The organism is Pseudomonas sp. S1(2024) (assembly GCF_046557535.1).
Map to the genome: position 1 here is coordinate 1 of NZ_JBKGFP010000120.1, position 16,495 is coordinate 16,495.

The 16,495-nt window shown below is 63.7% G+C and carries 15 protein-coding genes; 4 read left to right on the forward strand and 11 right to left on the reverse strand.

All coding sequences use genetic code 11. The features are described 5' to 3' along the window. Positions 1-124: 124 nt before the first annotated feature. Positions 125-1,075: an IS110 family transposase gene (locus ACLCGK_RS30335; RefSeq protein WP_410951390.1), complete on the reverse strand. Its 951-nt coding sequence runs from the start codon at positions 1,073-1,075 to the stop codon at positions 125-127. A 392-nt stretch (positions 1,076-1,467) separates the two neighbouring features. On the opposite strand from ACLCGK_RS30335, the gene ACLCGK_RS30340 reads away from it, so the two are divergent. After that, positions 1,468-2,280, forward strand: a complete 813-nt coding sequence (locus tag ACLCGK_RS30340; protein ID WP_410953514.1) for a class I SAM-dependent methyltransferase — start codon at positions 1,468-1,470, stop codon at positions 2,278-2,280. A gap of 17 nt (positions 2,281-2,297) precedes the next feature. Here the strand turns inward: ACLCGK_RS30340 and ACLCGK_RS30345 are convergent, their stop codons facing one another. After that, positions 2,298-2,597, reverse strand: coding sequence for a hypothetical protein (locus tag ACLCGK_RS30345; protein ID WP_003260568.1), 300 nt, complete (start codon positions 2,595-2,597; stop codon positions 2,298-2,300). Between the two features lie 220 nt (positions 2,598-2,817). Continuing rightward, positions 2,818-4,947 (reverse strand): TonB-dependent receptor, encoded by a 2,130-nt coding sequence (locus ACLCGK_RS30350; RefSeq protein WP_054572578.1) that lies wholly within the window; start codon positions 4,945-4,947, stop codon positions 2,818-2,820. Between the two features lie 228 nt (positions 4,948-5,175). On the opposite strand from ACLCGK_RS30350, the gene ACLCGK_RS30355 reads away from it, so the two are divergent. Then, on the forward strand, positions 5,176-5,757 hold the full coding sequence (locus ACLCGK_RS30355) for a hypothetical protein (protein ID WP_013973000.1): 582 nt from the start codon (positions 5,176-5,178) through the stop codon (positions 5,755-5,757). 4 nt (positions 5,758-5,761) lie between these two features. Here the strand turns inward: ACLCGK_RS30355 and ACLCGK_RS30360 are convergent, their stop codons facing one another. Beyond that, positions 5,762-6,526 (reverse strand): hypothetical protein, encoded by a 765-nt coding sequence (locus tag ACLCGK_RS30360; RefSeq protein WP_100413469.1) that lies wholly within the window; start codon positions 6,524-6,526, stop codon positions 5,762-5,764. Between the two features lie 204 nt (positions 6,527-6,730). Here ACLCGK_RS30360 and ACLCGK_RS30365 point away from each other — a divergent pair, with 204 nt between their 5' ends. Beyond that, complete coding sequence (locus tag ACLCGK_RS30365) at positions 6,731-7,249, forward strand: DMT family transporter (protein WP_410953515.1); 519 nt, start codon at positions 6,731-6,733, stop codon at positions 7,247-7,249. Here ACLCGK_RS30365 and ACLCGK_RS30370 read toward each other — a convergent pair whose 3' ends face one another. From ACLCGK_RS30370 to ACLCGK_RS30380, 3 genes are all read right to left on the reverse strand, one after another. Beyond that, complete coding sequence (locus tag ACLCGK_RS30370; RefSeq protein WP_410953516.1) at positions 7,250-8,158, reverse strand: LysR family transcriptional regulator; 909 nt, start codon at positions 8,156-8,158, stop codon at positions 7,250-7,252. Between the two features lie 133 nt (positions 8,159-8,291). Further along, complete coding sequence (locus tag ACLCGK_RS30375; RefSeq protein WP_023660807.1) at positions 8,292-8,621, reverse strand: hypothetical protein; 330 nt, start codon at positions 8,619-8,621, stop codon at positions 8,292-8,294. Positions 8,622-8,695: 74 nt separating this feature from the next. Next, the gene (locus ACLCGK_RS30380; protein ID WP_410953517.1) at positions 8,696-9,346 is read right to left on the reverse strand and encodes a DUF998 domain-containing protein; all 651 of its coding nucleotides are present in this window, start codon (positions 9,344-9,346) and stop codon (positions 8,696-8,698) included. A 194-nt stretch (positions 9,347-9,540) separates the two neighbouring features. Here ACLCGK_RS30380 and ACLCGK_RS30385 point away from each other — a divergent pair, with 194 nt between their 5' ends. After that, the gene (locus ACLCGK_RS30385) at positions 9,541-10,290 is read left to right on the forward strand and encodes a FadR/GntR family transcriptional regulator (RefSeq protein WP_024087290.1); all 750 of its coding nucleotides are present in this window, start codon (positions 9,541-9,543) and stop codon (positions 10,288-10,290) included. Positions 10,291-10,459: 169 nt separating this feature from the next. Here the strand turns inward: ACLCGK_RS30385 and ACLCGK_RS30390 are convergent, their stop codons facing one another. The 4 genes from ACLCGK_RS30390 to kdgD form a co-directional block, all read right to left on the reverse strand. Then, positions 10,460-12,040 (reverse strand): aldehyde dehydrogenase (NADP(+)), encoded by a 1,581-nt coding sequence (locus tag ACLCGK_RS30390; protein WP_410953518.1) that lies wholly within the window; start codon positions 12,038-12,040, stop codon positions 10,460-10,462. 227 nt (positions 12,041-12,267) lie between these two features. Next, positions 12,268-13,821 (reverse strand): galactarate dehydratase, encoded by a 1,554-nt coding sequence (gene garD, locus ACLCGK_RS30395; RefSeq protein WP_410953519.1) that lies wholly within the window; start codon positions 13,819-13,821, stop codon positions 12,268-12,270. Positions 13,822-13,897: 76 nt separating this feature from the next. Next, a complete protein-coding gene (locus ACLCGK_RS30400) occupies positions 13,898-15,259 on the reverse strand; it encodes an MFS transporter (protein WP_023660766.1) in 1,362 nt (453 codons plus the stop codon). Positions 15,260-15,363: 104 nt separating this feature from the next. Beyond that, complete coding sequence (kdgD, locus tag ACLCGK_RS30405) at positions 15,364-16,275, reverse strand: 5-dehydro-4-deoxyglucarate dehydratase (RefSeq protein WP_039615340.1); 912 nt, start codon at positions 16,273-16,275, stop codon at positions 15,364-15,366. Positions 16,276-16,495 lie beyond the last annotated feature (220 nt).

Consider the following 16,495-nt stretch of genomic DNA (forward strand, 5'->3'; position numbering starts at 1 on the left):
GTGGGAGCAACTGTCTTTAGAAATTTATTTTCAAGCGTGCCATTCGGGCAGGGCTTCGCTCGATACCGCGTAGCGGTGTCGTTGGCGAAGCCCGCATTTGTAGAAAATCGATCCTCGTTCGTGATCAGGTTGCGGGTACCTGAGGCTTGAGCTCTTTCCACTCCGTTCCGTCACGCAGCATTGCGTTCAGGCGCACCAGCAACACGCGCATGCACGCCACTGCGGCAACTTTTGCGCACTTGCCTCGGGCTATCAGGTCTTCATAGCGGGTTCTAACTTCTGGGACATGCTGGATCATTGACCAGATCGACATGTAGGCCGCCTTGCGGACTCTGTAACGCCCGCCTTCGATCTTCCTCGGGCCACTCTTCTTGCCGCTGTCTTTGTTGTACGGCGCTAACCCAGCCAAGGCTGCAATTTCGCGCCCCGTCACGCGTCCCAGCTCAGGTAGGTAGGCCATGAAGGTGCCACAACTGATGACGCCAATCCCTTTCACAGACCTTAGCCGCATGGCTGTCGTGCGATCCAGCACGTTCGAGGCGCGCTCAATCGCCTTGTCCAAAGCCTTAATCTGATCATTCAGGTAAGCGACATGCTCGGTATAAACGGTAATGGCCGTAACTGAAGTGGTTTGTTTCATCCGACGCTTGTCATCATCCCGATGCTGGACAAGATTGCCACGGAGTTTGATGAGCTCTCCCAGTTCATCCCGATCTTGATTAGGCTCTATCTGCGGCAAGTCCTCGAAATCCCTGGCAAACCGCGCCAGCATCTGGGCGTCGATCTTGTCAGTCTTGGCAATTTTGCCCATGGCACTCGCATAGTCCCGACAGCGCTTGGGGTTGACCCTGATGACGTTCAAACCCTCCAGTCGCAAGGCTTTGAATACGGCTCGTTCATAGCCACCAGTGGCTTCCAGCAAGACCCGTTCGACCTCAAGCTCGTTCAGGCATGCGATCAGTTGCGCAAAGCCCTCTGGGTCATTCCTGACCTGGAACTGGGGAATACTTTCAGGAAGAAAGCCCACATCCAGAGTCGCTTTCGAAACGTCGAGACCAACGAAGTAGGAAATCATCGCCAAGCCCTCTTACACTCAAGAAGTGAGAGCACTCTGACTTAGCCCTAGCTTGTGACTACGAGTTCGCCACTCATTCAACTGTTCGGGCTTAGGTCAGAGTGAGAGGTGGATGGCGACTAGGCTCCCACTCGTGCTTTAGAGCACATCTGGCTTTCAGTCTGCCATCCACTGCTCTCACCCTTTCGAGTTTAAGAGACCTTGAAGACACAAGCTGGCTTGCCGGCGATTGGGCCGGTAGCCTTCATATAGCGCTTTGTTCTTGCCGCTATCCCCAATCTGTCTTGCCGCTTCGCCTGCCAGGCGCGTAGCGTTTTGCTCCCATCCCCTCGATCCATGGCGCGTTGACCGCCAGAAGGACCTCGGCCGCGCACAACAAGAAGGCGCAGACCATGAGCACCCCTTTGGATACCAATGCCCTCAAAGCCCGCCAGCAAGCCGCGTGGGCAAGTGGCGACTACGCGGTAATCGGCACCACCCTGCAACTGGTTGGCGAACGCCTGGCCGAAGCCTGTGACCTGCGCTGGGACGAGCAGGTGCTGGATGTCGCCGCCGGCAACGGCAATGCCACCCTGGCTGCTGCCCGGCGCGGCTGCTGTGTCACCTCCACCGACTATGTGCCCGAGCTGCTCAAGCGCGGTGAAGAACGCGCGCGGGCCGAGCACCTCAATGTGGTGTTCCAGGTCGCCGATGCCGAAGCGCTGCCGTTTGCCGATGGCGCCTACGATGCGGTGCTGTCCACCTTCGGCGTGATGTTCGCGCCCGACCAGGCCCAGGCCGCACGCGAACTGAGCCGGGTGTGCCGGCCCGGTGGCCGGATCGGTCTGGCCAACTGGACCCCGCAAGGGTTCGTCGGGCAGATGTTCAAGACCCTCGGGCGGCATGTACCGCCACCGACCGGGGCTCTGCCGCCTTCACGCTGGGGTGATGAAGAACAGTTGCGCGTGATGTTCGAGGAGGCGCTGGGCGAATTGAAGGTCAGCCGCCAGCACTTCAACTTCCGCTATCGCTCGGCGGCGCATTTCATCGAGGTGTTCCGCACCTGGTACGGGCCGGTGCACAAAGCGTTTGCCTCGCTGGAGCCGGAAGCGGCCGGGGCGCTGGAGCGGGATCTGACCCAGTTGCTGAACGAAAGCAATGTGGGCGGGTCGTCGTCGTTGGTGGTGCCGAGTGAGTACCTTGAAGTGGTGATCATTCGAGGTTGAGCCCACGGGCCAAGCGCTCAGTTCTTGCACTTGGCCATCACCACCTGGCAAGTCTTCGGTGTGCCTCCTGACCGGCTTGCATAACGCACGCAGTTGTTCAGCGATTTCTGCCGGGCAATGCTCAGCGTATTGCCCCACGCGAGGCCGCCTTCGCCGGTGGTGGGCACGGCCTTGGCGAAGCAGTTGGAGCCCGTTGCCGGCGTTGCGTACCTGGCCTTGCTGGCTTTGCTGGAGCAGCCGGCGGTGAGTGCCAGGCTGAAGGCGAGCAGGGTGGTCAGCGCCCAGGACGTGGAGGGGCGAATCGGTTTACTGCTCATATGCTCTCCTTACCGAGGCGCAGGACTCTGCGATCGCAAGCAAGGTGCTGCCCCTGTGGGAGTGGGTTTACCGAGGCGTCGAACCGCCGCGAACACTGGCAAGGCCGGTGCCATCCTCTGCACAGGATATTGCATTCAAGCGAAGCGGTGAACGCTTGCGTTGCATCAGATGCAGCGCAAGGCCTTGCACCATGGCAAGGCCTTGCGCCTGGGGCAGCGATCAGAACCGGTAGTTGAAGCTGGCTTCCAGCGTGCGCGGTGCACCTGGGGTAATCAGGTCAACCGAACCGTGCGCGGAGGCATAGTAGTCGCGGTCGAACACGTTCTTGAGGCGCAGCGCGGCATCCCACTGCGGCACGCTGTACAGCAGCGCGGCGTCGAAGGTGGTGTAGCCCGGCATCACCACCACGTTGTCGAGTGCGGTGTAGCGCTCGTCGACGTAGTTGGCGCCGGCGGCCACGCGCCATTCCGGGGTCAGCGTGCGCACCAGCCAGACGTTGGCGCTGTTACGCGGCGTCAGGGTAGGAGTCTGGCCTTCGTTGGCCACGCCATTGGTCTTGTTGTTGGACTTGGTGATCTCGGCATCCAGGTAGGCGTAGCCGGCGTAGATCTGCCACTTGTCCGTGAGCTGCCCGCTGACGGTGGCTTCGAAACCGTCAGTGCGCTGTTCCCCGGCCAGCACAGTCAGGTTGGGGTTGGCAGGGTCGGCGGTCTTCATGTTGGTGCGCTCGAGGCGGAATACCGCTGCGGTCACCGACAGGCGGCTGTCGAGCAGGTCCCACTTGGCGCCGATTTCGTAGTTGGTGGTTTCTTCCGGCTCCAGATGCTGGTTGGTCGGGCTGACCGCGAACACTTCGCCCGAAGGCTGGTAACTGCGGCTGACCGACACATAGTAGGACTGGATGTTATCCGGCTGGTACACCAGGCCGGCACGTGGGCTCCAGGTCTTGTCGGTACGGTCGAGGTCGACGTTCTGCGCGCGGTCGTCGTCGTACTCCTGGCCGAAGATGTCATAACGCACACCGACCAGGGCCTTCCAGTGCTCGTTCAGCTCGATCATGTCCTGCACATACAGGCCGGCGGTCTGCTGGAAGTTGGTGCCCTTGGACGACAGGTTGGCGGCGTGCTCCGGCACCGGCACCAGGGCGTCGCGGTACACCGGCACCTGGGCCACGTTGTTCTGGCTCAGCACCCGCTGGTGCTTGTCCTGGAAGCCCACTTCAACGCCATACAGCAGGTTGTGCTGCATGCCGGCAAGCTGCGCCTGTTGCTTGAGTTCGGTCTGGTTGAACATGCCGTACTCGTCGCGGGCGACGTTGCCACGGTTGAGCTTGACCAGCAGTTCGCCGTCAGGCGCGGTGACGAAGCGCGTCGGGCTGCTGTCGGCCAAGGTGTTGTTGCGGTCCAGGTCGTAGCGGTAGTACCGGCTGGTGTTGGTCAGGGTGAAGTCGTCGTTGATGCGGTAGTCCAGGCTGGCAGTCAGCGAGAACACTTCGCTGCGGGCGTAGTCCTGGTCGGCATCGCCGGAGCCGAAGCGCTTGTCGCGGTCCACATCTACCGGGCGGTTGCCCAGCGCCGGGATGCCGAAGTCGATCAGGCGCTTGTCGTACAGGTAGGTGGCGCCCAGGTTCAGTTCCAGGTCGTCGGAGAGGCGGAAGTAGGCCGATGGCGCGATGGCCTTGCGGTCGATATAGCCATCGTCGCGGAAGGTGTCGCTGTCTTCGAAGGCGCCGGTCACGCGGTAGGCCTGGTTGCTTTGCGGGTCGGCCCAGCCGGTGTCGAACTGGGTGCGGCGCTTGCCTTCGCTGTCGAAGCTCATGCCGACTTCGCGCTTGGGCGTGAAGCTCGGCTTCTTGCTGATGCTGTTGATCAGGCCGCCCGAAGAGCCGCGGCCATACAGCACGGCCGCAGGGCCCTTGATCACCTCGACCCGCTCGATGTTGGACAGGTCGCGGAAGTACAGCGCGTCGTCGCGCACGCCGTCGATGTACATGTCGCCAATGGCGCTGAAGCCGCGAATGGTCACCTGGTCACGCTGGCCGTCGCCGTTGGACAGGCCGACGCCGGGCACGTTCTTCAGCACGTCTTCCATAGACTGCGCACCCTGGTCCTTGATCACGCTTTCGGGCACGACGTTGACGGTTTGCGGGATGTCGCGCAGCGGGGCGTCGATCTTCATGGCGCTGCGGCTTTCGCTGGCCTTGTAGCTTTGCTGCTCGTAGGCGCTGGTGACCGCAGTGGCGGGCAAGGCGAGGGAACCCTGCGATTCAGATTGGACCGCGTGAACAGCAGGTACAACCAGAATACCCAGCACGGAAATGGATGCTGGGACAACAGACTTTTTTGCCATTACAGGTGACTCTTTGTTGTATTTGAAGGTCACGAATAGTAATGATTTGCAAATGTAAAGCAAGTGTAAAGAGTTCGTATTTGCTATTGCAAGAATGCAGCTGGCAGAAAAAGCGACAAAACGCGTCGTGAGGGGGAAGGGCCGGCAATGTGTCAGGCAAGGGCTATGCTTGTTGGCGCGTGATGATTTCACGTCCCTACCCGGTCTCGATTACATGGAAGCAGGCCTATGAATCCAATTCGCTCTCTCGCTCGTGCCATTGCCGTTGCCACCCTGGCGTCTGCCTTCAGCTTCACGGTGCAGGCTGCCGGTATTCCCATTGGTAGCGAGGCGCTGGAAAGCCACGTCACCACGCAGGTCACGGCCATCGACCTGGCTAACCGACAGGTCACGGTGAAAGGCCCTGACGCCAAGAAGGATGTGACCTTCCAGCTCACTGAAAAGGCCAAGGCGCTGCCCAACCTCAAGGTGGGTGACCAAGTCGACATCTACGTGACCCGTGCGGTGGCCTATGTGCTCAACCCGGAGGTGGGCGGTGCACCGAAGGCGACTGAAGAGTCCGGTACCATTCGCGCCACGGCAGACAACCCCAACCCGGGCGGCGAGGCGTTCCGCCAGGTCAGGGTGACCTCGCAGATCAAGAAGATCGACCTCAAGACGCATGAAGTGAGCCTGTTGCCGCCGGAGGGCAAGCTGCAGGTGGTCAAGGTCGAGAACCCTGACCTGCAGGCACGCATGAAGAACCTCAAGGTCGGCCAGACGGTCGACGCGATCTACACCGAAGTGCTGCGCGTCGAAACCTCGCGCTGACCATTCATTGGGGCAGGCTACGGGTTGCCCGCGTATGGATCCGCCGTGATGCCTTGCATGACGGCGGATGTCGTTCGAACAGCTGCATCACCCAATCGGGCCGAGTCTTGCTGGCATCGTTGAGCCAATTGGCAACCGAGTCCTGGGCATACTTGTCTGCTTCAGCCAGGCGCGGCACCAACAGTGGCTCGGCCACTTCGGGCGCTTGCTTGAGTGCGGCGATGTGCTCGCACCACACGCCACGTGGGCGCAGCACCTCGATACAGAAGCGTCGTACCAGTGGGTTGCTGTCGCCGGCATGCCGGGCAAGCAGGGCCAGGGCATCATCCAGCGCTTGAGCCAGGCGCGGGCGCAGGGCCATCCAGGCCCATTCGCGCACACCAAAATGTTCATCGCGAGCAAAACGCAGCTGGGCCAGCAATGCGGCTTCGAGATCGACCGTGCGCGACAGGTGCGCCTGGGCGAAGGCCGCCCAGCTGCGCACCGTATCGGAGCTGTGCGCGCTGCACTGCTCCAACACCTGCTGGCGCTGGTGCGCAGGTGCGGGTTCCAGCCACTGCCCAAGGGCAAGGCCGATCCCCGTAATTTTTTTTGACAGGCCCTGCGAGCAGGTTTCTTCGGCGCAGGTAGCCAGCTGTTCGATCAGCGTGTCGGGCAACTGGCCTGCCAGTGCACTGACCAAGGTCCTTTGATCCACTGCCAGGCATTCGGCCAGGTTGCGGGTGGGCAACTGCCCATGGTCGATCAGGGTTGTACGTTCATCTGTCATCGAATGTGCTCCATCACATACGGTTTGGTCTGGCCTCAGCCGTGAGTCCGCCGGTTCGAGCCTTGGGCGCCGAGGCTGGGCAGCATCCTAGCCCAATCGGCTGGTATCCATGCAACGAATAGCATGAGTGCACACTTTCGATTTCCATGGATGAAGGGAATTTCCCGATCATCGCCTGAACATCTGTCACGAATGAGGACTGCCATGTTCAGCAAGACCTTGTGCCTTCTGGTACTTCCCTTTGCCCTGGCGTTGCTTGCCGGTGCCGTGCTGCCGTTCCAGGCTGCGGGTAATGCCGCCGTCGGCCGGGCTCTGGGGCATTGGTTATGGGGCGCGTTCACGTCATTGACGGTAAGTTCGCTGGTAGTGATTTTCGCGCTGCTGATCCTCAGGGTACCGGCGCCGCACATGAGCAAGGCCTTGCAGGGGCCCTGGTGGCTGTGGGTTGGTGGTGTGCTGGGGGCGCTGTACGTGGCCGGTGCTGCTGCGCTCACCCCCCGGCTTGGGGCAGCGGGGTTCCTGGTGCTGGTGGTGGCGGGGCAGATCATCACGGCGGTGGTCGCAGACCACTTTGGGGTGATGGGGTTGGGAGGCAAGCCGCTCAGTCTGGCCAGGTTGGCGGGTGTGGTGCTGATCCTCTGCGGCGTTCTGCTGGTGCAGGGCACCTGGGCAGCAGGCTCGTCGGCCAATGCCCCTGCCGTGGAGAAACAGTCGGAAGGCTGATCAGCGCCCCGGCTGGCTGCACGCCCACACGGTTTCCCGCAGCCAGCGATGCCCGGGGTCGTCGTCCTTGCGGCTATGCCAGGCTTGCTGGTAATCGAACGAAGGAATCGCCAGTGGCGGCTCGAACTGGCGCAATGTCTTGTGCTGGTGCAGCGAGCCCACCGCGCGGCCGGCCACGGTGAGGATCAGGTCGGTGCCGGCCAGCACCTCGACCGCCGCACTCCAATGCGGCAAGGCCAGGGCAATCCGCCGACGCAGGCCTTGCGCGGCCAGGGCGCGTTCGATTTCATCGAAGGCATCCGGGTGCATGGCCATCAGCACATGCGGACGGGCCAGCCAGTCGTCCAGGGCCAGGCCGCCGCTGGCCGGTAGCACCTGGCGGTCGGCAACGCTGATGAAGCTGTCGGTGAACAGCGGCTGCGCCGTGATGGCCTGGGGCAGGTCCGGGAAGATGCCCAAGGCCAGGTCCAGTTCACCATCGAGCAACTGGGCCAGCATGGTTTCGCGGCTGGCCTGGCTGATGGCCAGGTCTACCCCGGGCGCGACCTGGCGCAGGTGGCGCAGCAGGGGTGGCAGGATGATCCGCGAGGAATAGTCGGACAGCGAGAGCCTGAAGCGACGCTGGGCCTTGGCCGGTTCGAACTGTGGGGCGGCCAGCAGGCCGTTGAGGTTGCCCAGGGCGTCGTGCAGCGGTTTGGCCAGCGATTGGGCGCGGGGGGTCAAGGTCATGCGGCCGTTCTGGCGCACCAGCAAGGGATCGTCGAAGTGCTTGCGCAACTGCGCCAGGGCGTGGCTTACCGCCGGTTGGCTGCGGTGCAGGCGCAAGGCGGCGCGGGTGACGTGCTTTTCGCTCAGCAGGGCGTGCAGGGCGAGCAGCAGGTTGAGGTCGATCTTGCGTAGTTCATCCATGTTGCGAATGGTCTTGGTTGCGTCCGACAGTTTTCATCAGTTTAACAAATGCCCAAGGCTGCTCCTGCAGAGGACGCTTCAAACGAGCGATATTTGTTTTCTGCGCGACAGCGCAGCCCAAAGAGCCAGAGCTTTATCGCCTTGCTACCGCATGTTGCACGCACTGCTCGTAATAGGTCTGCTTGATCGCTGCAGGCTTTAGCCGCGAGCGGCTGTTGTAGGTCTGTTCGGTAATGCCGAAGGCGGTCATGCGCATCCACGGTTTGGGGAATTTGCGCGCCTGCAGCTTCTTGCGCGTGGCATACAGGGTTACCCCGGAAAGCTTGGCCTGCTGCGCCTCGGCGGCTATCTGCGCGCCCCAGCCGCAAGTGTGGCGATCGTTCTGGCTCAGCGCCCGTGCCTGGGCGCCGAAAGCGAGCGTGGCTAGCAGGCAGCCGGCCATCGTTGCTAGAAGTACTCGCATGTTGCTGTCCTAAGCATCTGAAGGAAAACGAAGTTTGCCTTCATAAGCAGCTACCGGGGGCCAGCAAATTGCCGTCAGGTTGTTGTCATCCGCAACGGGCTGGCGCGGTGTGTGCGCAGGCTGGTCCAGGCCAGGCTGGCGACCCAGATCACCGATACGCCGTAGTTCAGGCGCTGGTACAGGCCGAACCATTGGCCGCTTTGCGCTGCCTTGCCCATGAGTACGACGGTCACGATCGCCAGCACCACGCAGGCCAGGGAAAACAGCCCCAGTGCCCTGGAGCCGGCAATGCGATTGCCCAACCAGGCCCACAGTGCGCTTGCAAGGGTCAGGGAAAGGAACATCAGCAAGCCGGACAGGTTGTGTAGCTGCTGTGAAGGGGAAGGCTGCGCCGGAGCGCAACCTTGGTCGCAGGGAAACCAGCCGGTACCCAGGCTGCCCAGACCATGCAACAGCACCAGCGCCGCACTCAGCAATGCCAGCTTCGAACCACGCCAGCGCCGCGCCAGGCCCCAGGCAAACAGGGTGAACAGCATGGCAAGGGGGAAGTTGTTGACCAACGGCGACCAGTTCTGGGTCGGCGAACCGACGGCGCCGAGCTGGCTCATGGCCTGTTGCAGGTGGTCGTAGCCGGGGTAGGCCAGGGCGGTGAACCATACGCCTGCCAGCAGCCAGAAGGGGATCAACAGGCCACTGGCTAGCAACAAGCGGTCGAGGGGTTTCATGCGGTGTCTTCCTTCCATGGATGAGCGTGAAACCGCACAGTACAGCGTTGCAACTGCGAGGCGCCAGCATTCCAGTGTTTCGTCCAGGGCTGCGTGTCGCCTGCGGACGCCGAGAAATACCGCACTGCGTGTATGTGATCGTACAACTGCTTGCGCTATGATGAGCGCTGTCTTTCAAGGTGAAATACAGGGCAATGACAGAGCAGCAGGTACAGGCAAAGACCCGGCGCAAGCCGCGCAGTCTGGCCCAGGAACTGGTCACGGTGCTGACCGAGCGCATTCGCAGCGGCCAGCTCAAGCGCGGCGACAAGCTGCCGACCGAATCGCAGATCATGGCCGAAGAGGGTGTCAGCCGCACGGTTGTGCGTGAAGCGATCTCGCGGCTGCAGGCTGCCGGGCAGGTCGAGACCCGCCACGGCATCGGTACCTTCGTGCTGGACGCGCCAGCCACGGGTGGTTTCCGTATCGACCCGGCGACCGTGGTCACCCTGCGCGAAGTGTTGGCGGTGCTGGAGTTGCGCATTGCCCTGGAGATCGAATCGGCGGGCCTGGCGGCGCAGCGGCGCAGCGATGAAGAGCTGACCGGCATGCGTGCGGCGCTGGACGAACTCAACGAAGGGGCTGCTCACGCCACGGATGCGGTGTCGGCGGATTTCCAGTTCCACCTGCGCATTGCCCAGGCCAGCGGCAACCACTACTTCGCCGACATCATCAACCACCTGGGCACCAGCATCATCCCGCGTACCCGGTTGAATTCGGCGCGGTTGGCCCATGATGACCAGGCGCACTACATGAGCCGGCTGATGCATGAGCACGAGGCGATCTACGAAGCCATCGCCCGGCGTGATAGCGAAGGGGCGAAGATGGCCATGCGCATGCACCTGAGCAACAGCCGCGAGCGCTTGCGTCAGGCGCATGAAGAGGCCGAGGCGCAGGGGGCCTGAGGCCTTCGTCGCTTGTGCCGGCCTCTTCGCGGGCGCGCCCGCTCCCACAGGGATCACCTTATCTTGAGGGTGCAGCGACACCTTTGTGAGTGGGCGTGTCCCCGACGAGGTCGGGACAGCCAAAAGAAAAGCCCCGCCATGCGCGGGGCTTTCTGGTTTCAAGGGGCGATCAGATCGCGCCCTCACTCCACTGGCCATTCACCAGCCGGCGCAGCCCAAGCGGGTTGCCGTCGCGCAGTGCCTCAGGCAACAGTGCCTGCGGGTAGTTCTGGTAGCACACCGGGCGCAGGAAGCGGTCGATGGCCAGGGTGCCGACCGACGTGCCGCGCGCATCCGATGTGGCCGGGTAAGGCCCGCCGTGCACCATCGCATCACACACCTCGACACCGGTCGGGTAGCCGTTGACCAGGATCCGCCCGACCTTCTCTTCCAGCAGCGGTACCAGCCAGGCGAAGGCCTGCAGGTCTTCCGGCTCGCCAATCAGGGTCGCGGTCAGCTGGCCGCGCAGGCCGAGCAGGGCGGCGCGCAACTGATCGTTGTCCTGCACTTCCACGGCAACAGTGGTCGGGCCGAACACTTCTTCCTGCAGCAGCGGGTCAGACTCCACCAACAGGCGGGCATCGGCCTTGAACAGCTGGGCGCGCGCCTGGCTGCCTGCCTGCGCCTGGCCGGCCAGGTGCTCGATACCGGCATGGGCGTGCAGGTGCTCCAGGCCACCGACGTAGCTGCGCAGGCCACCTGCGTTGAGCATGGTCTGGCCGGCCTGCTGGCTCAGGTGCTGGCCAAGCTCGGCCAGCAGTTGGCTGTACTGCGGCGACTGCAGGCCGATCACCAGGCCCGGGTTGGTGCAGAACTGGCCTGCGCCCAGGCACACCGAACCGGCCAGTTCTCGGGCGATGGCTTCGCCACGCTTGGCCAGGGCGCCCGGCAGGATGATGACCGGGTTGATGCTGGACATCTCGGCGAACACCGGGATCGGCTGCGGGCGCTCGGCGGCTATGCGGCACAGGGCGTCACCGCCTTTCAGCGAGCCGGTGAAGCCGACCGCCTGGATGGCCGGGTGCTTGACCAGCCACTCGCCGACGCCGCCACCGAACACCATGTTGAACACGCCCTTGGGCATGCCGGTGCGCTCGGCGGCGCGCTGGATGGCACTGCCAACCAGGTCGGCGGTGGCCATGTGGCCGCTGTGGGCCTTGAACACCACCGGGCAACCGGCGGCCAGGGCCGCAGCGGTATCGCCACCGGCGGTGGAGAAGGCCAACGGGAAGTTGCTGGCGCCGAACACGGCGACCGGGCCGACGCCGATGCGCATCTGGCGCAGGTCCACGCGTGGCAGGGGCTGACGCTCGGGCAGGGCCAGGTCGATGCGTGCACCGAGGAAGTCACCACGGCGCAGCACTTGGGCGAACAGGCGCATCTGGCCGCTGGTGCGGCCGCGCTCGCCCTGGATACGGGCGGGGGGCAGGGCGGTTTCACGGCAGACGATGGCGACGAAGGTGTCGTCCAGTTCGTCCAGCTCGGCGGCGATGGCGTCAAGGAATTCGGCGCGCCGCGCCGGGGCCAGCTGGCGGAATTCGGCGAAAGCGGCGGCCGCGGCCTTGGCGGCCTGGTCCACTTCGCTTTCGGTGGCCTGGGCGAAGCTGTAGGGCAGGGCCTCGCCGGTGCTGGCGTCCAGGCTCTGCAGGCGCTGCGGGCCAGCGGCGCTGCGCTGGCCGGCGATGAAGTTGTGGCCGAGGATTTCAGGCATGGGGTGCTCCTGTAGGTTGAGAGAAAATCTGGCAGGTTGTCGCATGACCTGTGGGAGCGGGCGAGCCCGCGAACACCGGCGCAGCCGGTGCCATACACCGGGTTGCCTGCTTCGCGGGCTCTCCCTCCCCCCCCCCCCCTCCCCCTCCTTCCCCCCCCCTTTTTTCCCCCCCCCCCCCCCCCCCCCCGCTCCCACAGGGATCGCGACACTGTCGAGAAGCCGGGTCATCAGGTAATCGGTGCCGGGTTGAACAGGGTGATGTCGTTGTGCAGGCGATGCTGTTCGGCCCAGGTCTGCTTGCGGCCGCTGGCCACGTCCAGGTAGTAGTGGAACAGCTCCCAGCCCAGCTCCTCGATGGTCGAGCGGCCGCTGGCGATGCGCCCGGCGTCGATGTCGATCAGGTCGGGCCAGCGCTGGGCCAGCTCGCTGCGGGTGCATACCTTGACCACTGGCGCCATGGCCAGACCGTATGGCGTGCCGCGGCCGGTGGTGAACACATGCAGGTTCATACCGGCAGCCAGTTGCAGGGTGCCGCACACAAAGTCGCTGGCCGGGGTGGCGCAGAAGATCAGGCCTTTGCGGTTGACCCGCTCGCCCGGGCCGAGCACGCCCTGGATGGCGCCGCTACCGGACTTGACGATCGACCCCAGGGACTTCTCGACGATATTCGACAGGCCGCCTTTCTTGTTGCCCGGCGTGGTGTTGGCGCTGCGGTCGGCGGCGCCTTGCTGCAGGTAGCGGTCGTACCAGTCCATTTCGCGCACCAGGGCGTCTGCGACCTCCTGGTTTTCCGCCCGCGAGGTGAGCATATAGATGGCGTCGCGCACTTCGGTCACCTCCGAGAACAGCACGGTGGCGCCGGCGCGTACCAGCAGGTCGGCGGCGTAGCCCAGCGCCGGGTTGGCGGTGATGCCCGAGAAGGCATCGCTGCCCCCGCACTGCATACCCAGGATCAGTTCGCTGGCCGGCACGCTTACGCGGCGGCGCTGGTCGAGTTTCTTCAGGCGGGTCTCGGCCAGTTCCATGATCTGCTCGATCATTTCCACAAAGCCCAGGCTGGCGTCCTGCAGGCGGTACAGCCACGGGTCGCTGAGGTCCACCGACGGGTCGTTGTCGTGCATCACCTGGCCGGCCTGCAGCTTTTCGCAGCCCAGGCTGATGACCAGGGCCTCGCCGCCCAGGTTGGGGTTGCGCGCCAGGTTGCGCACCGTGCGGATCGGGATGTAGGCATCGCGCGCGTTGATCGCCACACCGCAGCCGTAGCTGTGGGTGATCGCCACCACGTCATCGACATTGGGATACTTGGGCAGCAACTCGCTGCGAACGCGCTTTACCGCATGCTCCAGCACGCCGGCCACGCACTGCACGGTGGTGGTGATGCCGAGGATGTTGCGGGTGCCGACGGTGCCGTCGGCGTTGCGGTAGCCTTCGAAGGTGAAGCCTTCGAGCGGCGGCAGCGGCTGCGGGACGGCGTCGCAGCGTGGCAGGCTGTCCAGCTCCGGCGCGGCCGGCATGGCCAGCTGGCTCTCCTGCACCCAGCTGCCCTGGCGCAGGTCTTCCAGCGCGTAGCCGATGATCTGCCCGTAGCGGCGCACCGGCTCGCCCTTGGCGATGGCTACGGTGGCCACCTTGTGGCTCTGTGGCACGCCTTCGACCAGGGTCAGGCCGTCGGCGAAGCGGGCGCCTTCGCCCAGGCCGCCATCATTGACCACCACCACGACATTGTCGTCGTCGTGCAGGCGGACGTAGCGGGGCGAGTCGGAATGTTCGATCAACTGCATGTTCGGGCCCTACTTGTCAGGTTCTCAGGCTTTTGTACATCCGCCCGCGGCGGGTGGCCGCCGCGGGCGTGTTCACTCAGTGGCGCGAGCCGGCCAGTTCGCTGCCGGCCACTGGCTCGGCGTCAGGCTTTGGGCTTTCACGCAGCTCGATGCGCTTGATCGGGCCGACGATCACCAGGTAGCTGAACACCGCCACCAGGGCGTTGGCGCCGACGTACACCAGGGCCCACTTGAACGAACCCGTGGCGCTGATGATGTAGCCGATCACGATTGGCGTGGTGATCGAGGCGATGTTGCCGAAGGTGTTGAACAGCCCTCCCGACAGCCCGGCGATCTGTTTCGGCGAGGTGTCGGCGACCACCGCCCAGCCCAGCGCGCCGATGCCTTTGCCGAAGAACGCCAGGGTCATGAAACCGACCACCATCCACTCGGCGTCGACGTAGTTGCAGAACACCATGGTGGTCGACAGCAGCAGGCCGCAGACGATCGGCAGCTTGCGCGAGAAGGTCAGCGAGTTGCCGCGGCGCAGCAGCCAGTCGGAGATCACCCCGCCCAGCACACCACCGATGAAGCCGCAGACCGCCGGCAGCGAGGCGATGAAGCCGGCCTTGAGGATGGTCATGCCGCGCTCCTGCACCAGGTACACCGGGAACCAGGTGAGGAAGAAGTAGGTGATGGCGTTGATGCAGTACTGGCCCAGGTACACGCCCAGCAGCATGCGGCTGGTCAGCAGTTGCTTGATGTAGCCCCATTTCGGGCCGTCGTTGCCGCGCTTCTGGTCCATGTCCACCAGCCCGCCATTCTGCTCGATGTGTTCGAGTTCACCTGGGCTGATACGTGGGTGTTGGCGCGGGTTGTAGATGGTCTTCAGCCACACCATGGAGAACACGATGCCCAGTGCGCCCATGACCACGAACACGTGCTCCCAGCCGAAGCTGAACACGATCCAGCCCATGATCGGTGCGAACAGTGCGGTGGCGAAGTACTGCGCCGAGTTGAAGATGGCCGAGGCGGTGCCGCGCTCCTGGGTCGGGAACCAGGCCGCGACGATGCGCGCATTGCCCGGGAACGACGGGGCTTCGGCAAAACCGACCAAAAAGCGCAGGGTGAACAGCGTCACCACCGCCCAGGCCACCGGCAGGCCACCGACAAAACCCTGCAGCAGGGTGAACAGCGACCAGGTGAAGATGCTGAAGGCGTAGACGTTCTTGGAACCGAAGCGGTCGAGCAGCCAGCCACCAGGAATCTGGCCAGCCACGTATGCCCATCCGAAGGCGGAGAAGATGTAGCCGAGGGTCACGGCATCGATGCCGAGGTCTTTCTGCAGGCTGGAGCCCGCGATGGCAATGGTGGCGCGGTCAGCGTAGTTGATCGTGGTCACCAGGAACAGCATGAACAGGATCAGGTAGCGCACATGCGTCTTCTTCGTCGCTTGCATGCTGGTAGTACTCCCACTAGTTATTTTTGTGCGGGCTCACGAATTGTAACCGGAGTGGGGCTGGCCCACTCCGGGCGCGGCATCTGGCAGGCCGCGGGCGGCGCTTACTGCGGGCCCATCTTGTCCATCAGCGCGGCGAGTTTTTCGTACTCGTCGGCGGTGAGGTCGGTAAGCGGAGTACGCACCGGGCCGGCGTCGTAACCGGCGATTTTGGCGCCGGCCTTGACGATGCTCACGGCATAGCCGGCCTTGCGGTTGCGGATGTCCAGGTAAGGCAGGAAGAAGTCGTCGATCAGCTTGGCCACGGTGGCGTGGTCGTCACGGGCGATGGCGTTGTAGAAGTCCATGGCGGTCTTCGGCACGAAGTTGAACACGGCGGAGGAGTACACCGGCACGCCCAGGGCCTTGTAGGCGGCTGCATACACCTCGGCGGTCGGCAGGCCACCCAGGTAGCTGAAGCGGTCGCCCAGGCGGCGACGGATCGACACCATCAGCTCGATGTCACCCAGGCCGTCCTTGTAGCCGATCAGGTTCGGGCAGCGCTCGGCCAGTTTTTCCAGCAGGTCGGCGTTCAGGCGGCAGACGTTGCGGTTGTAGACGACTACGCCGATGTTTACCGATTTGCATACGGCTTCGACGTGGGCGGCGACGCCTTCCTGGCTGGCTTCGGTCAGGTAGTGCGGCAACAGCAGCAAGCCCTTGGCACCCAGGCGCTCGGCTTCTTGCGCGTATTCGATGGCCTGGCGGGTGGAGCCACCGACGCCGGCGAGGATAGGGACCGACTTGGCGCAGGTGTCGACGGCGGTCTTGATCACCTGGCTGTATTCGCTGGCAGCCAGCGAGAAGAACTCACCGGTGCCACCGGCGGCGAACAGGGCGCTGGCGCCGTACGGGGCCAGCCATTCCAGGCGCTTGACGTAGCCAGCCGGGTTGAAGTCGCCCTGGGCGTTGAAGTCGGTGACCGGGAAAGACAGCAGGCCGTGGGAGAGGATGGATTTGAGTTCTTGTGGAGTCATTGTTGTTGGCATCCTGTGGCGCTTGGGTGAAGGGTGATGTTTTGCGTTGGAGGTAAGTTATCGTACAACTTGTACGATGACTAGTCCCTTGGGGAGATTTTTTTGTGGAGGGGCGGAAGGAGTGTTATTGCCTGTGCCGGCCTCTTCGCGGGTAAACCCGCTCCTACAGGGACCGCGTCGCGCTTGTAGGAGCGGGTTTACCCGCGAAGAGGCCAGCACA

What these genes read in the sequence shown, in the direction of transcription:
- ACLCGK_RS30335 (WP_410951390.1), bottom strand. Translation starts at nt 1,075, where the DNA reads ATGATTTCCTACTTCGTTGGTCTCGACGTTTCGAAAGCGACTCTGGAT.
- ACLCGK_RS30340 (WP_410953514.1), top strand. Translation starts at nt 1,468, where the DNA reads ATGAGCACCCCTTTGGATACCAATGCCCTCAAAGCCCGCCAGCAAGCC.
- ACLCGK_RS30345 (WP_003260568.1), bottom strand. Translation starts at nt 2,597, where the DNA reads ATGAGCAGTAAACCGATTCGCCCCTCCACGTCCTGGGCGCTGACCACC.
- ACLCGK_RS30350 (WP_054572578.1), bottom strand. Translation starts at nt 4,947, where the DNA reads ATGGCAAAAAAGTCTGTTGTCCCAGCATCCATTTCCGTGCTGGGTATT.
- ACLCGK_RS30355 (WP_013973000.1), top strand. Translation starts at nt 5,176, where the DNA reads ATGAATCCAATTCGCTCTCTCGCTCGTGCCATTGCCGTTGCCACCCTG.
- ACLCGK_RS30360 (WP_100413469.1), bottom strand. Translation starts at nt 6,526, where the DNA reads ATGACAGATGAACGTACAACCCTGATCGACCATGGGCAGTTGCCCACC.
- ACLCGK_RS30365 (WP_410953515.1), top strand. Translation starts at nt 6,731, where the DNA reads ATGTTCAGCAAGACCTTGTGCCTTCTGGTACTTCCCTTTGCCCTGGCG.
- ACLCGK_RS30370 (WP_410953516.1), bottom strand. Translation starts at nt 8,158, where the DNA reads ATGGATGAACTACGCAAGATCGACCTCAACCTGCTGCTCGCCCTGCAC.
- ACLCGK_RS30375 (WP_023660807.1), bottom strand. Translation starts at nt 8,621, where the DNA reads ATGCGAGTACTTCTAGCAACGATGGCCGGCTGCCTGCTAGCCACGCTC.
- ACLCGK_RS30380 (WP_410953517.1), bottom strand. Translation starts at nt 9,346, where the DNA reads ATGAAACCCCTCGACCGCTTGTTGCTAGCCAGTGGCCTGTTGATCCCC.
- ACLCGK_RS30385 (WP_024087290.1), top strand. Translation starts at nt 9,541, where the DNA reads ATGACAGAGCAGCAGGTACAGGCAAAGACCCGGCGCAAGCCGCGCAGT.
- ACLCGK_RS30390 (WP_410953518.1), bottom strand. Translation starts at nt 12,040, where the DNA reads ATGCCTGAAATCCTCGGCCACAACTTCATCGCCGGCCAGCGCAGCGCC.
- garD (WP_410953519.1), bottom strand. Translation starts at nt 13,821, where the DNA reads ATGCAGTTGATCGAACATTCCGACTCGCCCCGCTACGTCCGCCTGCAC.
- ACLCGK_RS30400 (WP_023660766.1), bottom strand. Translation starts at nt 15,259, where the DNA reads ATGCAAGCGACGAAGAAGACGCATGTGCGCTACCTGATCCTGTTCATG.
- kdgD (WP_039615340.1), bottom strand. Translation starts at nt 16,275, where the DNA reads ATGACTCCACAAGAACTCAAATCCATCCTCTCCCACGGCCTGCTGTCT.